We start from the raw sequence: 15,456 nt of genomic DNA on the forward strand, positions 1-15,456 counted from the left end.
GGCTCAGTCGCCGAGATTGTCGATCAGGCGGGTGCGGCCGATGTGCGCCGCGCCGAGCACGCGGAGCGGGCCTGTCGCCGGCCCGGGTCCGAGACGCTCCAGGCTGTCGGGAACGCGAGCCTCGACGTAGTCCACCTTGCGAAAGCCCGCAGCAAGCAGCGCGCTCACGGCGGCCTGCTCGGCCGGGGCGACCGGCTCGCCCGCCCGCACCTTGGCCAAGACCTCGCGCAAGACGGCGTTGAGGCGCGCCGCGACCGGCCGTTCGGCCTCGGTCAGGTAGGCGTTGCGGGACGACAGGGCGAGGCCGTCGTCCGCACGCGCGGTCGGGCCGCCCACGATCTCGACAGGGATATCCAGGTCCCGGACCAGACGGCGGATCACCGCCAGCTGCTGGAAGTCCTTCTCGCCGAACACGGCGACATCCGGCGCGCATTGGTTCAGGAGCTTCGTCACCACCGTGGCGACGCCGGCGAAGTGGCCCGGGCGCGCCAAGCCGTCCAAGGGTTCGGAGACCCCCGCCACGGTGACGGTGGTGGCCGCGCCGGGCGGATACATCTCCGCCACCGTCGGCGCGAACAGCAGGCGGCAGCCCGCGCCGGCCAGCAGCTCGGCGTCGCGGGCTTCGTCGCGCGGATAGGCGTCGAAGTCCTCGTTGGGTCCGAACTGGGTGGGGTTCACGAAAATGCTGGCGACGACGCGGTCAGCCTTGGTCCCGGCCAGCCGCACCAGCGAAAGGTGGCCCTCGTGCAGCGCCCCCATCGTTGGCACGAAACCCACGCGCAGGCCCTCGCGCCGCCAGGCGGACACCTGGGCGCGGAGATCGGCGATGGTCCGGACGATACGAAGATCTGACATGGGCGCGGCTTATGGTCGGGGGCTGGACGCAAGTCCATCCACAGACGGCGACCATACGCGCGTTGACGCTGCGGCGTCCGCCGCGCTCACCTGTGCAGGTTGATGAGTCGGCCTCTGCGGCCGATGGGGAGCTGAAAGATCATGAGCCAGGCCAGCGTCATCGTGGTCGGCAACGAGAAGGGCGGGGCCGGCAAGTCCACGCTCGCCATCCATATCGTCACCGCACTGCTGCACGCAGGCGCCAAGGTCGCCGTCCTCGACCTCGACTTGCGCCAGCAGACCCTGGGCCACTTCTTCGCCAACCGGCGGGCTTGGCTGGCGGCCAACGCGGCTGACGCGCCCATGCCGATCGAGCATCCGATCAGCTCGGCGGGCGACGCCCTGGCCAAGGCGCCGGACGCCGAACAGCTCGCGCGCTTCGAGGAGGCCTTCGCGGAGGTGGCGGGGCAGGCGGACTTCGTCCTGATCGACACCCCCGGCGCGGACACCGCCATCATGCGGGCGGCCCACGTGAAGGCCGACCTTATCGTCACGCCGATGAACGACAGCTTCGTCGACTTCGACATGCTGGGCGTGGTCGATCCCGTCACTCTGGACCTCAAGCGCCACAGCCTCTACGCCGAGACGGTGTGGGCCTGCCGGAAGGAGCGCGCGACCCGCGAGCGCAAGCAGATCGACTGGGTGGTGCTCCGCAACCGCCTGGCGCCCACCGAGGCCCGCAATCGCCGCCGCCTCGACGAGCGCGTGACGGCCCTGGCCAAGAAGGTTGGCTTCCGGGTGGGACCCGGCCTGCGCGACCGGGTGATCTATCGCGAGCTGTTCCCGTTCGGCCTGACGGTTGCGGACCTGTCGCCCGCCATCCGCCCCGTCGCCATGGGGCTGCAGCACGTGGCCGCGCGCCAGGAACTGCGGGCGGTGATGGTGGCGCTCGGCTTCAACGGATTGGACGAAAGCGAGCGAATGGCCGCAGAATAGGCCGATGCTCTACCTCGCCCTGGGCGGCGTGCTGCTCGCGGGCTACCTCTGGCTGACCGGCGGCAAGACCCCGATCCTCAAGCGCCGCGAATGGCGCATCCTGACCGCGGCCATGGCGCTGGCCGCCTTCACGGCCGCCGTGTTCGTCGGCGTGCGCGGCTCTTGGGGTTCCGCGATCGTGCTGGTGGTCGTCGGGCTGTGGCTGGCGGCCTCGTCCCGCAAGACTGCCGCGGCCGTTGCTGCGCCGCCGCCGACAGCACGCATGAGCGACACCGAAGCGCGCCGGATCCTGGGCGTGGGCGCCGAGGCCAGCCGCGCCGAGATCCAGGCCGCCTACACCCGCTTGATGCGCGCGGTGCACCCTGACAAGGGCGGAACGGCGGGCCTGGCCGCCCAGCTCAACGCCGCGCGGGATCGACTGCTGGGGCGCTGAACGAAAAAGGCCCCGGCGAACCGGGGCCTTTGGACACGCATGAAGAGGCAGATCAGCCTCGGCCTGGCGCCATCACCAGGCAGGGCTGCTTCTTGGCCTTGAGGGTCTTGCAGGCGTTCTTGGCGTCGCCTTCCGACATGCCGGAGAAACGGGCGCGGTACTTGCCGCCGTCCTTCTCGGCCACGCCGCGGGCGTCGTCGAACTGCTTGCCGAACTTCTTCTCGACCAGGGCGATCTGCTCGCGGGCGTCGGCTCGATTGGAGAAGGTGCCCACCTGAACGGTCCAGCGGCCGGCAGCCTGGGACTTGCCCTTGCCGCTCAGCTTCGGAACGTTCTTGGGCTCGACGATCTGGATCCTCGAGGCGCGCGACGGCGGCGTCGAGGACACCAGCGCCACCCCGAGACCGGCCTCGGTGTCGCCCTGCTGCATGGAAGGCTGCGTCGCCTCGGCCAGCTGCGGCGGCTCGAAGAAGTTCTGCGCCACGGTGATCTGCTCGCCATGGGCGCGGCGGTTCAGCACGTCGAAGCCGGTCAGCAGAAGGCCCTCGGCCACTTTGTTGCGGGTGGCGACCGTCGGGCCGCCCATGACGACGGCGATCAGGCGACGCCCGTCCCGCACGGCCGAGACCGCCAGGTTGAAGCCCGAGGCGTTGGTGAAGCCGGTCTTCAGGCCGTCCACACCGTCCATGGTGTAGAGCAGGCCGTTGTGGTTGCGGATGCTCTGGCCCCGGAACTGGAAGTTCTTCGTAGAGAACAGGCGGTAGTACTGCGGGTAGTCGCGCATCACCGCACGCGACAGGATCGCCAGGTCGCGGGCGGTCGAAATGTTTCGGCTGTCGGGCAGGCCGTGCGGGTTGGCGAAGTTGGTGTTCACCATCCCGAGTTCCTGGGCCCGAAGCGTCATCAGCGCGGCGAAGCGCTGCTCGGTGCCGCCCAGCTTCTCGGCCATGGCCACGGCGGCGTCGTTGGCGGAGCGGGTGACCATGCCCTGCATGGCCTGTTCGACGGTGATCGAATCGCCGGCGCGCACGCCCAGCTTCGTCGGCGCCTGGGCCGCGGCGCGCGGCGAGAACACGACCGGATCGTCCAGCTGGATCTTGCCCGACGCCAGCGCCTCGAACGCCAGGTACAGCGTCATCACCTTTGTGATCGAGGCGGGATACCGCGGCGCGTCGGCGCGTTTGGCGTACAGCACCTCGCCCGTCTTCGCGTCGACGACGATCGCCGCGTATTTAGACGAGTTCTGGGGGATGAGCTGGAAGTACGGGACCTGCGCCATGGCGGGCGTGGTCGCCGCGCCGAGGGCCGTGGCCGCAGCCAGACCGATCGTAAGCAACAGGCGGCGGGCGTGCTGGATCATGCTTCGTCCGTCGAATCAAAGCGTTGAGACGGCAACAGCGCCGCCCGGGGAAGTTCGTACCATGCGTCCCTTACCCTTGCAGGAGAGTAAACAAGGATTGAACGGGCGCAATTGTCGCGGCGCCAGATGAATGGGCTCTGAAGGCGCAGCTTCCGCACGACGGCGCTCGTCATGTTGCACTGCACAAAAAGTGTTTGACTGCTGCACTGCAACATGAGAGAAGAGGGTGTGATCCAGGGGCCTGTGCGCCCCACGCCGCCGTTCCCCGTCCCTCTTTTCGCAGGAGCCTCCCATGGCCGCCGCCGAAGCCGCGAAGTCCACCGTCGAGCAATTCACCGCCGCCACCAACGTCGCCTTCAAGGACGGCGTCGAGAAGAGCCTGGCCGCGATGAACGAGCTGAACGCCCATTCGAAGAAGAACCTGGAAGCCATGGTCGCTTCGGCGACGGCTTCGGCCAAGGGCGCGGAAGCCCTGGGCGCCCAGGCGATGGCCTTCTCCAAGGCCGTCTTCGATACGCAGGTGAGCGCCGCCAAGTCGCTCGCCGGCGCCAAGAGCGTGCAGGAAGTGGTCGAACTGCAGACCGCCTTCGCCAAGTCCGCTCTGGAAACCTACATGGCCGAGTTCGCCAAGATGTCCGAGACCGTCTCCTCGTCGGTCAAGGAATCGATGAAGCCGATCAACGAGCGCGTGACCGCGACCGTCGAGAAGTTCCAGGCCGTCCGCTAAGCTTCCACGAGTACGGAAGTTCGAAAGCCCGGGTCCGCGCCCGGGCTTTCCTGTCCCTGAGTAAGCGTACCCGCGCTCCGATCTCCCCCGTTCAGAGCGCCTGTTCTCCCAAGTAAGCGTTTGGGCCGGTCCGCGAGGGCTGGCCCTTTTTCTTTGCGCGTGTCGGGGCTAGACGTGGCGCCATGTCGCAAGTCGAAAATCGTCTCGCCGGCCTCGGGATCGAGCTGCCCAAGCCCAACGCGCCCGTGGCCAACTACGTGCCGTTCGTCAGGGTCGGCGACCTGGTCCACATTTCAGGCCAGGTATCGGTCGACGCCTCGGGCGGGATCCGCGGCGTGGTGGGCGAGGACGTCGATTTCGATACCGCCGTGCGCGCGGCCCGCATCTGCGGGATCAACCTGCTGGCCCAGATGAAGGCTGCCTGTGACGGCGACCTCGACCGGGTGGTCCGCGTCGTGAAGCTGGGCGGTTTCGTCCAGGCCGGGCCGGAATTCTTCGACATCCCCAAGGTGGTCAACGGCTGCTCCGACCTGATGGTCGAGGCGCTGGGCGACGCCGGGCGCCACGCACGCTCGGCGGTCGGCGTCTACCGCCTGCCGATGAACTTCGCGGTCGAGGTCGACGCTGTGGTGCAAGTCCGGTGAAGGACGTCGCGGGCAAGGGCGCCTTCGGCCAGGCCTGGGACCTCCTCTTCCACCCGCCGATCGCCCACCGCGGGCTGTGGGCGATCGGCGGACCGCCCGAGAACTCGCTGGGCGCCTTCCAGGCCGCGTGCGCCGCCGGCTACGGCATCGAACTGGACGTCCAGCTCTCCGCGGACGGCGAGGCGATGGTCTTCCACGACGACAAGCTGGCGCGCATGACCGGCGTTGAAGGCCGGCTTCGCGATCGCAGTGCAGCAGAGCTGGGCGAGCTGCGTCTCAAGGGGTCCGACGAGCCGATCCCGACGCTGCTGGAGACGCTGGCGTTGATTGGCCACCGGGCCATGGTTCACATCGAATTGAAGACGCCCTACGGCGATGTGGGGCCGCTCGAGCAGCGCGTGCACGAAGTGATCGCCGACCACAACGGGCCGATCTGCATCATCGGCTTCAACCCGTACTCCCACGCCTGGTTCGCCGACCGCTATCCGGGCGTGCTGCGGGGCCTCGACAGCTACTCCTACGATAAGGCGCCCCACATGGCCGATGACCAGCGCCGGTCGTTCGCCGCCCTGGAGCATGTCGAGATCGCCCGGCCTCACTTCCTGGCCCTTGGCCTCGACATGCTGCCCAGCCCCAAGGCCGCCGAGTACCGCGCCAAGGGGATGCCGGTGGTGGCCTGGACCGTGCGCGAGCCGGCGCAGTGGGACGCGATCAAGGACGGTTGCGACAACCTGATCTTCGAAGGCTTTGCCGCGTGAAGCTGACGCCGGCGGTGAAGGTTTCCCGCCGTATCTCCGAGATCGGCCGCGAGGCCTGGGACGCCTGCGCCGACAATCCTGCCTACGACGCCAATCCGTTCATCCGCTTCGACTTCCTGGATGCACTGGAGGAGACCAACTGCGCCGTGGAGCGCACCGGTTGGGGGCCGCAGCACCTCTCGGTCGAGGACGAGGACGGCCGCGTCGCCGCGGTGATGCCGCTCTACCTGAAGAGCCACAGCCAGGGCGAATACATCTTCGACCACGCGTGGGCCGACGCCTACGAGCGGGCCGGGGGGCAGTACTATCCGAAGCTGCTGTCGGCGGCGCCGTTCACGCCTGCGACCGGGGCGCGGCTGCTGGCCCGGCCCGACGTCGACCAGGAGGAGGCCTGGCGCTTCCTGCTCGGCGGCGGGCTGACGCTGTGCGAGCGCTACGGCGCGTCCGGCCTGAACCTCAACTTCCTCACCGAGGCCGAGTGGCGCTGGGCGGGGGAGCAGGGGCTGGGGCGGCGGGAAGGTCAGCAGTACCACTGGGAGAACCGAGGCTACCGCGACTTCGACGACTTCCTGGGCGCCTTGTCCTCTGGGCGTCGCAAGACCATCCGCCGCGAGCGTCGGGATGCGCAGGCCGAAGCCGAGATCGTCTGCCTGACGGGCGGCGACCTCACCGAGGACCATTGGGACGCCTTCTTCCGCTTCTACATGGACACCGGCTCGCGCAAGTGGGGGCGGCCCTATCTGACACGCGCCTTCTTCTCGCTGCTCGGCGAGCGGATGGCCGAGCGGGTGCTACTGGTCATGGCGCGGAAGGGCGGCCGCTGGATCGCCGGGGCGTTGAACCTGATCGGCGGCGATTGCCTCTACGGGCGCCACTGGGGTTGCGTGGAGGAGGTTCCGTTCCTCCACTTCGAGCTCTGCTACTACCAGGCCATCCAGTGGGCGATCGAACACGGCCTGCCTCGGGTCGAGGCGGGGGCCCAGGGCCAGCACAAGATCGCCCGCGGCTACCTGCCAAAGGCGGTCTATTCCGCCCACTACATCACCGACCCCGCCCTGCGCCGCGCCGTCGAGCGCTTCCTGGAGCAGGAGCGCGCCGGGGTGGAACAGGAAATGGAGTGGCTCGAGGAGGAGTTTTCGCCGTTCCGCGCCGGGACTTAGCTCCGCTCCCAAGCCAGCTTCAGCAGCGCCTTCACGGGGCCGTCGACGTCGGCGGGGGAGGAGAGGACCAGCACCGCCTTCAGCCGCTCGCTCCAGCCTTCGTTCCTCGGCGACTCCAGGCGGGGGTCGGTCGAGGGTTCGACGGCAAGGCCAAGCCGGACCACGCCGCCCTTCACCGGCCGGGCCGAGGCGAACTGGAATTCCTTGGAGAAGGCGGTGAAGCCCTTGCGCTGGGCCGACACCAGGCCCGGGAACTGCGCCACCGCCGCCTCAATGGCATCCAGGATCTTCCGCGCGTCCGCGTCGGACCACAGCGTGTCGCGCAGGTTGTCGGGCTCGGCCCAGTGGGCGGTCTCGGGGAAGGCTTGGCCCAGGATGACGCTGGCGCGGTTCGTGCCGATGCCGTGCTGCGCCTTGAACCAGGCCTTGCGCGCGCCGGGCTTGGTCTCGGGACAGGTCCGGGCGATCGCCACCCACTCGTCTAGGGTCTTGCCGGTCTCGCGCTCCATGCTCTCCAGGATCGAGGCGAACCACTTCTCCTGGCGCGCGGTCATCGTCGACGGCTTGTTCGCTTGTGACATTCCCCACCCCGAGGCGATTTGGTAGGCCTTGCCGCGCATTGAGGAGCGCGGCGCATGAGCTTGGACGGGACCTACGACGCGGACAACATCTTCGCCAAGATACTGCGGGGCGAGGCGCCGTCGGTACGGGTGTTCGAGGACGACCACGTGATGGCGTTCATGGACGTGTTCCCGCAGGCCAAGGGCCACGTCCTGGTGATCCCGAAGCACTCCACGGCCCGCAATTTCCTGGAGGAGGCGCCCGAGATCATCGGGCCGCTGATGCTGGGCGTGCAGCGGGTGGCCCGGGCGGTGCGCGCAGCGCTCAATCCCGACGGCCTCCAGATCAGCCAATTCAACGGCGCCCCGGCTGGGCAGACCGTCTATCACCTCCACGTCCACATCATCCCCCGCTGGGAGGGCGTGCCGCTGGGCCGTCACGCCGAGGGCATGGCGGACATGGACGAGCTGAAGGGGTTGGCCGAGCGGATCTCGGCGATGATCGCCTAGCACGCGCCGGCCTGCACGCCGGCCAACCCGCATGCAGCTTGCCCGGCCGCTTACATCAATCTGCCCGTCCGCCCACCAGGGCGACCAGGCTTGCCGCCAGTTCATCCTGGCGGAACGGCTTCGTGAGGCGGGGCAGGTCCGCGGAGATCCCCCCTTCCTCGGCGTAGCCGGAGACGACCAGCACGGGCAGCTCGGGGTGCGATCGCTTGAGGGCGTACGCGAGTTCGGCGCCTGTCATGCCTGCCATCAGGTGATCGGTGACCACCAAGTCGACGTCGATACCCTCGGCCATCAAGCGCAAAGCCTCGGGCGCGGAGCCGGCTTCGACGACCCGGTAGCCGAGGTCGTTCAGCATGTCGGCCGTGCTCAGGCGAACGATCTCCTCGTCGTCGATGAGCAGCACCGTGCGGCTTCCGCCTTGGGTCTCGACTACCGTCGGCAGGAAGTCAGGCGCCGGCCCGACCGCGGCGGTCTGCGGCAGCCATAGCTCGACGGCGGCGCCGCGACCGGGCTCGCTGGAGATGGTGAGGGCGCCTCCGAGCTGCGAGACCAAGCCGTGGACCATGCTCAGCCCAAGGCCCGTCCCGCGCCCCACTCCCTTCGTGGAGAAGAAGGGCTCGGCCGCGCGCGCGAGGGTCGCGGCGTCCATCCCAACGCCGGTGTCCGCCACGGTGAGGCGGACGTAGGCGCCCGGACGCAGCCCCGCGGCGGTCGAGTCACGGTTGGTCGCCGCCACCGCGCTGATGGTTAGGTCGCCGCCGTTCGGCATGGCGTCGCGCGCGTTCACGGCGAGATTGAGGATCGCCATTTCGAGCTGGTTGGCGTCGGCGCTGGCCCAAGGGAGATCATGGCCGGTGTCGACAGTCACCCGGATCTGCGGGCCGATGGTGCTGGTGACCAGGTCGGCCATGTTCCGCACCAGCTTCGCGACATTGACCGGAACGGGGCTGAGTGGCTGCCGCCGGGCAAAGGCCAGGAGGCGTTGCACCAGCACCCGCGCGCGCTCGGCCGACTGGGCTGCGCCCGCGATCAAGCGCTGATCACGCGCCCCGCCCACACCGCGGCGCTGGAGCATGTCGAGGGCGCCGACGATCGGGGTCAGCAGGTTGTTGAAGTCATGGGCCACGCCGCCGGTGAGCTGGCCCATGGCCTCCATTTTCTGGCTTTGGCGCAGCGCTTCCTGAGCGGCGGCCAACTCCGCCTCGCGTTGGCGCGCGGTGCTCACGTCCCGTCCCACCGCGATGAAGTTCTTTCCATCGCGTTCCGGGGCCACGGTCCATTCGATGTTCTTCCAGCCACCCTCGCGCGTGGCGATCCTATTCTCGAAGCGGGTGGGCAGGGCGGTCTGCCCCATGCGCTCGAGCGCCGCCAGCGTGGCGCCGGCGTCGTCCGGGTGCATGAAGGTCGCGTAGCCGCGGCTCAGCAGTTCGGGCTCGGTCCAGCCCAGCAGATCCTCCCAGGCGGGACTCACGGCGGACATCATCCCGTCGTAATCGGCCCTTGCCAGCATGTCCTGCGACAGGTTCCAGAGCTGGTCGCGTTCGGCGACGCGGAGGGCGACCTGCTCCCCCAGGTTTTCGTTGAGCTCCCGCAGCCGCCGCTCGGCGAGGACCTGGCCGGTGGTCTCGGCCACGGCGCAGAACATCCCGACGACCCGGCCATCGTCCTCGTGGACGGGGGAGTAGCTGAAGGTGAACCAGGTCTGCTCGTCGAACCCCTTCCGGTTCATGACGAGGGGAAGGTTTTCCCGATAGGTCGCCTGGCCGGAGAGGGCCGCGTCGATCAGCGGGGAGATGTCGGGCCAGATCTCCGCCCAGATCTCCCGGAAAGGCCGGCCCAGGGCGGCCGGATGCTTGGCTCCGAGGATTTCGGCGTAGGCGTCATTGTAGAGGAAGCCCAACTCGCCACCCCAGGCCACGAACATCGGGAACTTGGAGTTCAACAGGAGGCGGGTGACCGACAGGAGCGATTGCGACCAGGTCTCCGGCGCGCCGAGCGGTGACCTCGACCAGTCGTGTCGACGCATCATCGCGCCCATCTCGCCACCGCCGGGCAGGAACGCGGGAAAGGCGAGACCTGAGGCCGCTGGCTCAGGCGCCGCACCCTCCCTGGCGGCTCCGTTCGGCGCTTGATCGCTTGCGCTCATTCGGGGGTCCCTCGGAGACGGGAGATGAACCAAACCAGAGCCTCAAGCCGGCGCCCGCCCCGACATCGCGGAACGGATGCCTAAGCTTGTCCGTCCCATGGGGATCGGGATCGAAAGGCGCGAGGCGCAGCATCGTTCCCAGTCCAGATCAGCGACGGCGTCGCTTGAAGTCTAGCACAGGCCCGAACAGACCCGGGGAACCTGAAACGAGAGCTCCGGAAGCGGCGTACAGCCGCCGCGCCCGAAAGCAAAAGGCCCGGGATCGCTCCCGGGCCTTCGCGGTTCCAGACCTGAGGCCGTGGATCAGTCCACCGCTTCCGGCTCGTCCGCCGGGCTCTCGACCACCGGGGCGCCGGGCTCGCGCTCGTCGCCCTCGATCTCGAAGGCCAGCTTGGCGTCCTTGAGCACCACCTTGACGTGACCGCCCTTGGCGAGGCGTCCGAAGAGGATCTCGTCGGCGAGCGGCTTCTTGATGTTCTCCTGGATGACCCGGGCCAGCGGCCGGGCGCCGTAGAGCTCGTCGAAACCGTTCTTGGCCAGCCAGTCGGCGGCCTCGTCCGAGGTCTCGATGGTGACGTGGCGGTCCGCCAGCTGGGCTTCCAGCTGCATGACGAACTTCTGCACCACCTGGCGGATGATCTCGGGCGTCAGCGGCTTGAACTGGACGATGGCGTCCAGGCGGTTGCGGAATTCCGGGGTGAACAGGCGCTTCAGGGCCTCTTCCACCTCGTCGTCCGCCTTGCCGCGGCCGAAGCCGATTGAGTTCTTCTGCGCGTCGGAGGCGCCGGCGTTGGTGGTCATGATCAGGACCACGTTCCGGAAGTCGATCTTCTTGCCGTTCGAGTCCGTCAGCTGCCCGTGGTCCATGACCTGGAGCAGGATGTTGAAGACGTCAGGGTGCGCCTTCTCGATCTCGTCCAGCAGGACCACCGAGTGCGGATGCTGGTCGACGGCGTCGGTCAGCAGGCCGCCCTGGTCGAAGCCGACGTAGCCGGGAGGCGCGCCGATCAGGCGGCTGACCGTGTGGCGTTCCATGTACTCCGACATGTCGAAGCGCAGGAGCTCGATGCCCAGGGTCGAGGCCAGCTGGCGGGCGGTCTCGGTCTTGCCGGTGCCGGTGGGGCCCGAGAAGAGGTAGCTGCCGATCGGCTTGTTGGCGTCGCGCAGGCCGGCCCGGGCCATCTTCATGGCCGCGGACAGTTGCTCGATGGCCAGGTCCTGGCCGTAGACCGCGCGCTTCAGGTCACCCTCGAGCTGCTTCAGCGCTTCGGTGTCGGACTTGGAGACCGACTTCGGCGGGATGCGGGCGATCTTGGCGACGACGGCCTCGACCTCCTTCAGCCCGATGGTCTTCTTCCGCTTGCCCTCGGGCAGCAGCATCTGCGAGGCGCCGGCCTCGTCGATGATGTCGATGGCCTTGTCCGGCAGCTTCCGGTCGGTGATGTACTTGGCCGACAGCTCCACCGCCGCCTTGATGGCGTCGTTGGTGTAGCGGAGCTTGTGGAACTCCTCGTAGTAGACCTTCAGGCCCTTCAGGATCTTGATCGTGTCGTCGATCGTGGGCTCGTTCACGTCGATCTTCTGGAAGCGACGGACGAGGGCCCGGTCCTTCTCGAAGTGCTGGCGGAACTCCTTGTAGGTGGTGGAGCCCATGCAGCGGAGCGTGCCCGAGGCCAGGGCCGGCTTCAGCAGGTTCGATGCGTCCATGGCCCCGCCGGAGGTGGCGCCGGCGCCGATCACGGTGTGGATCTCGTCGATGAACAGCACCGCGTCCGGGTGGTTCTCGAGTTCCTTGACCACCTGCTTCACGCGCTCTTCGAAGTCGCCGCGGTAGCGGGTGCCAGCCAGCAGCGCGCCCATGTCGAGCGAGAAGATGGTCGAGTTCGCCAAGACCTCGGGGACCTGCTTGTTGACGATCTTGCGCGCCAGGCCTTCCGCGATTGCGGTCTTGCCGACGCCGGGGTCGCCGACGAGCAGGGGGTTGTTCTTGGTCCGCCGGCACAGGATCTGGATGCAGCGCTCGACCTCGGCCATGCGGCCGATGAGCGGGTCCACCTTACCCTGCTTGGCTTTCTCGTTGAGGTTGACGCAGTAGGCCTCGAGGGCCTCGCCGCCGGTCTTCACCTGGGGCTTGTCCTCGTCTTCCGCGCCCTTGACGGGTTTGGCTTCAGAGGCGCCGGCCTTCTTGGCGATGCCGTGGGCGATGTAGTTCACCGCGTCGTACCGCGTCATGTCCTGCTCCTGCAGGAAGTAGGCGGCGTGGCTCTCGCGCTCCGAGAAGATGGCGACCAGCACATTGGCGCCGGTGACCTCCTCGCGGCCCGAGGACTGGACGTGGATGACCGCGCGCTGGATCACGCGCTGGAAGCCGGCCGTGGGCTTGGCGTCCTCACCGTCGTCGACGACCAGCGAGCGCAGCTCATTGTCCACGTAGTTCGTGAGCGTGGTGCGCAGCGCGCCGAGTTCCACGTCGCAGGCGCGCATCACGCCGGCGGCGTCCTCGTCGTCGATCAGGCTGAGGAGCAGGTGCTCCAGGGTGGCGTATTCATGCTTGCGCTGGTTGGCGTACGCCACGGCGCGATGCAGGGATTCTTCGAGTTGGCGAGAAAATGAAGGCAAGCGCCTTAGTCCTTCTCCATGGTGCACTGCAGCGGGTGTTGGTGCCGCCGCGCCGTATCAACGACCTGGGCCACTTTTGTTTCCGCCACTTCGTATGTGTAGACCCCGCAAACGCCCACGCCGTGCTGATGGACATGGAGCATTATGCGAGTCGCGTCTTCGCGCGACTTATTGAAGAATTGTTCCAGTACGTAGACGACGAATTCCATCGGAGTGTAGTCGTCGTTAAGCAACAGAACGCGGTACATCGACGGCTTCTGCGTCTTCGGCTTGGTCTGCGTGATCACCGCCGAGCGAACGCCGGTGTCAGCGCCACCTTCCTTCCGCTCGCTCATCTGTCCGTTCTCCAAGGGTCGGCCGCCAAACGCCGGCTGCCAACCTGATTAGATATGGAAGATATCGCACTTTGGAAGGGTTGAATTCACTGTGACCACCTTGCGCCCACAGTGATTACGAAATCCGCAGCGCCGCTGTGGTCGAACGCCGCAGCCTGGCCGCCTCTCCCAAGAATCACCGCCTTGTGAAGTGAAGCTCAGTCGTCCTCGGCGGCCGAACGGGCGCGTAGGATGCGGCCCGAGGTCACCGCGCCCGCCCCGAACTTCTCGCGGATCGCGTCCAGCGACCTCTCGGTGGAGAGCGCCTTGCGCTCGTCGCCGGCGAAGAAGTCGTCGCTGGCGCTCTCGGCGTCGATCAGGTCGGCGATCCCGATGCCGATCAGCCGCCAAGGCCGGCCGCCAGCCTCCTTGGCCAACAGCTCGCGGCCGACCTTGAACAGGGTGCGGGCGGTCTGGGTGGCTACGGGCAGGGTGCGGCGCCGTGTCACGATCCTGAAGTCGGTGGTGCGCAGCTTCAGCGTGACGACCCGGCCGGCGACGCCGCCCTGCCGCGCCTGGCGGGCGACCCGCTCGGCCAGCGGGGCCAGCTTGTCCTCCAGGTCGGCGATCCGGGTGAGGTCCTCGTTGAAGGTGGTCTCGCAACTGATGCCCTTGCGCGCCTCGTTGGGGTTCACCGCCCGTTGGTCTCGACCGTGGCTGAGGTCGTGCAGGCGCAGGCCATAGGCGCCCCAGCGGTCGGCCAGCACCTTGATGTCGGCGCGGGCCAGGTCACCTACGGTGCGGTAGCCGGCCTTCTCCAGGCTGGCCAACATCGCGGGCCCGACGCCGGGCAGGATCCTCACCGGCTTCGGCGCCAGGAAGGCCTGCGCCTCGTGGCCGATCACCGAGAAGCCGCGAGGCTTGTCGAGGTCGGAGGCGACCTTGGCCAGGAACTTGTTCAGCGCCAGGCCGATGGAGACGGTCAGGCCCGTCTCAGCCTCGATCCGCGCCTGCAGCCGGGCGAGCGTGACCGCGGGCGGCGCGCCGTGCAGGCGTTCGGTGCCGGACAGGTCCATCCAGGCTTCGTCGAGGCTGAGGTTCTGCATCAGTGGCGTCAGTTCGGCGGCCATGCCCAGGATGCGCTTGGACTCCGTGCGGTACTTTATGAAATCCGGCTTGATCACCACCGCTTCGGGGCAGGCCTTCAGCGCCTTGAACATCGGCATGGCCGAGCGGACACCCTTGATGCGCGCGATGTAGCAGCAGGTGGTGACCACGCCCCGCTTTCCGCCGCCGACGATCACGGGCACGTCGCGCAGTTCTGGACGGTCGCGCTTTTCCACGCTGGCGTAGAAGGCGTCGCAGTCCATGTGGGCGATGGACAGGGCGCCCAACTCAGGGTGGGCGATGACGCGCGGCGAGCCGCACTCGGGACAGCGCCGGGCGGCCTCGTCACCCTGCCAGAAGCAGTCGCGGCAGAAGGCCTTCATTCGAGTGGCCACAGCCAGGCCGCCCCGCGCACGCCGGAACTGTCCCCGTGCAGCGCCCTGCGGACGGGCGTCTCGAAGACGTCGGAGAACACGTGCGGGGCGATGGCGGCGGGGAGGCGCTCGTACAGCACGCCCAGGTTCGAGATCCCGCCGCCCAGGACGATGACGTCCGGATCAAGGATGTCGGCGACGACGGCCAGAGCGCGGCCCAGGCGGTCGATATAGCGGTCAAGCGCCCCGATCCCGGCGGCGTCGGGGCGGGCGACCACCTCCTCGGCGTGGCGGCCTGCGTCGCGGGCGAATCCGGTGCCGCTGAGCCACAGCTCCAGACAATTGGTCCGCCCGCACCAACACTGGAGGCCCGGCGACTCCTCGGGCTTCGGCCAGGGCAGGGGCGTGTGGCCCCATTCGCCAGCGATCAGGTTGCGGCCCTCGACCAGCCGGCCGTCCACCGCGATCCCGCCGCCGCAGCCGGTGCCGACGATCACCGCGAAGACCACGCCTTCCCCCGCCGCCGCGCCGTCGCGGGCCTCGGACAAGGCGAGGCAGTTGGCGTCGTTGGCGTAGCGGACGTCGCGCCGCAGCACCCGCTGGAGGTCCGCGGGGAACGGCTTGTCGTTCAGCACCGTCGAGTTGGAGTTGCGCATCAGGCCGGTGACCGGCGATGGCGATCCCGGGCCGCCCACACCGACGCGGGTGACCGACACGCCAGCCTGCCGTTCGGTCTCGGCTACGATCTCGGCGGTCGCCGACAACCGGTCCTCATAGTCCGGCGGCGTGGGGCCGCGCACCCGCGCCTGGAATCGGCCGTCGGCGTCGAGCGCCGCCGCCTCGATCTTGGTGCCGCCGAAGTCCACGCCGATGCGGATCATCGCCCCTGCATACCCGATGTGTTCCGCGCGCTC

15 protein-coding genes are annotated in these 15,456 nt (G+C 68.3%); 7 read left to right on the top strand and 8 right to left on the bottom strand.

The genetic code is table 11. The features are described from left to right. Nucleotides 1–3 precede the first annotated feature (3 nt). Nucleotides 4–855, bottom strand: coding sequence for a pantoate--beta-alanine ligase (panC, locus tag ACODSY_RS11685; protein ID WP_488951922.1), 852 nt, complete (start codon nucleotides 853–855; stop codon nucleotides 4–6). A gap of 141 nt (nucleotides 856–996) precedes the next feature. On the opposite strand from panC, the gene ACODSY_RS11690 reads away from it, so the two are divergent. Both ACODSY_RS11690 and ACODSY_RS11695 read left to right on the top strand, forming a co-directional pair. Further along, a complete protein-coding gene (locus tag ACODSY_RS11690) occupies nucleotides 997–1,830 on the top strand; it encodes a division plane positioning ATPase MipZ (protein WP_488951923.1) in 834 nt (277 codons plus the stop codon). Nucleotides 1,831–1,834: 4 nt separating this feature from the next. Beyond that, on the top strand, nucleotides 1,835–2,263 hold the full coding sequence (locus ACODSY_RS11695; protein WP_488951924.1) for a DnaJ domain-containing protein: 429 nt from the start codon (nucleotides 1,835–1,837) through the stop codon (nucleotides 2,261–2,263). A 52-nt stretch (nucleotides 2,264–2,315) separates the two neighbouring features. On the opposite strand, the gene ACODSY_RS11700 is transcribed toward ACODSY_RS11695, so the two are convergent. Beyond that, nucleotides 2,316–3,623 carry a D-alanyl-D-alanine carboxypeptidase gene (locus ACODSY_RS11700; protein ID WP_488951925.1) on the bottom strand — a complete coding sequence of 436 codons (1,308 nt, stop codon included), beginning with the start codon at nucleotides 3,621–3,623 and terminating at the stop codon, nucleotides 2,316–2,318. A 292-nt stretch (nucleotides 3,624–3,915) separates the two neighbouring features. Between ACODSY_RS11700 and ACODSY_RS11705 the strand changes: the two genes are divergently transcribed. From ACODSY_RS11705 to ACODSY_RS11720, 4 genes are all read left to right on the top strand, one after another. After that, nucleotides 3,916–4,350, top strand: coding sequence for a phasin family protein (locus tag ACODSY_RS11705; RefSeq protein WP_488951926.1), 435 nt, complete (start codon nucleotides 3,916–3,918; stop codon nucleotides 4,348–4,350). A gap of 182 nt (nucleotides 4,351–4,532) precedes the next feature. Further along, nucleotides 4,533–4,994, top strand: coding sequence for a RidA family protein (locus ACODSY_RS11710; protein WP_488951927.1), 462 nt, complete (start codon nucleotides 4,533–4,535; stop codon nucleotides 4,992–4,994). Continuing rightward, nucleotides 4,991–5,752 carry a glycerophosphodiester phosphodiesterase gene (locus ACODSY_RS11715; RefSeq protein WP_488951928.1) on the top strand — a complete coding sequence of 254 codons (762 nt, stop codon included), beginning with the start codon at nucleotides 4,991–4,993 and terminating at the stop codon, nucleotides 5,750–5,752. Before ACODSY_RS11710 ends, ACODSY_RS11715 begins: the two co-directional genes overlap by 4 nt. Beyond that, entirely contained in the window at nucleotides 5,749–6,912 is a 1,164-nt protein-coding gene (locus tag ACODSY_RS11720) for a GNAT family N-acetyltransferase (RefSeq protein WP_488951929.1), read from the top strand. The genes ACODSY_RS11715 and ACODSY_RS11720 overlap by 4 nt, the downstream gene beginning before the upstream one ends. On the opposite strand, the gene ACODSY_RS11725 is transcribed toward ACODSY_RS11720, so the two are convergent. Next, entirely contained in the window at nucleotides 6,909–7,466 is a 558-nt protein-coding gene (locus ACODSY_RS11725) for a DUF4287 domain-containing protein (protein ID WP_488951930.1), read from the bottom strand. The two genes, ACODSY_RS11720 and ACODSY_RS11725, sit on opposite strands and share 4 nt — an antisense overlap. A gap of 81 nt (nucleotides 7,467–7,547) precedes the next feature. Here ACODSY_RS11725 and ACODSY_RS11730 point away from each other — a divergent pair, with 81 nt between their 5' ends. Then, entirely contained in the window at nucleotides 7,548–7,982 is a 435-nt protein-coding gene (locus tag ACODSY_RS11730) for an HIT family protein (RefSeq protein WP_488951931.1), read from the top strand. A 55-nt stretch (nucleotides 7,983–8,037) separates the two neighbouring features. On the opposite strand, the gene ACODSY_RS11735 is transcribed toward ACODSY_RS11730, so the two are convergent. From ACODSY_RS11735 to ACODSY_RS11755, 5 genes are all read right to left on the bottom strand, one after another. Then, a complete protein-coding gene (locus ACODSY_RS11735) occupies nucleotides 8,038–10,011 on the bottom strand; it encodes an ATP-binding protein (protein WP_488951932.1) in 1,974 nt (657 codons plus the stop codon). A 420-nt stretch (nucleotides 10,012–10,431) separates the two neighbouring features. After that, nucleotides 10,432–12,747 carry an ATP-dependent Clp protease ATP-binding subunit ClpA gene (gene clpA / locus ACODSY_RS11740; protein ID WP_488951933.1) on the bottom strand — a complete coding sequence of 772 codons (2,316 nt, stop codon included), beginning with the start codon at nucleotides 12,745–12,747 and terminating at the stop codon, nucleotides 10,432–10,434. A 5-nt stretch (nucleotides 12,748–12,752) separates the two neighbouring features. Beyond that, entirely contained in the window at nucleotides 12,753–13,082 is a 330-nt protein-coding gene (gene clpS / locus ACODSY_RS11745; RefSeq protein WP_068877522.1) for an ATP-dependent Clp protease adapter ClpS, read from the bottom strand. A 197-nt stretch (nucleotides 13,083–13,279) separates the two neighbouring features. Next, the gene (locus tag ACODSY_RS11750; RefSeq protein ID WP_488951934.1) at nucleotides 13,280–14,551 is read right to left on the bottom strand and encodes a DNA polymerase IV; all 1,272 of its coding nucleotides are present in this window, start codon (nucleotides 14,549–14,551) and stop codon (nucleotides 13,280–13,282) included. After that, nucleotides 14,548–15,423 (bottom strand): ROK family protein, encoded by an 876-nt coding sequence (locus ACODSY_RS11755; RefSeq protein ID WP_488951935.1) that lies wholly within the window; start codon nucleotides 15,421–15,423, stop codon nucleotides 14,548–14,550. The genes ACODSY_RS11750 and ACODSY_RS11755 overlap by 4 nt, the downstream gene beginning before the upstream one ends. Nucleotides 15,424–15,456: the final 33 nt, after the last annotated feature.

The sequence above is a fragment of the Phenylobacterium sp. FG114 genome (genome assembly GCF_057809855.1).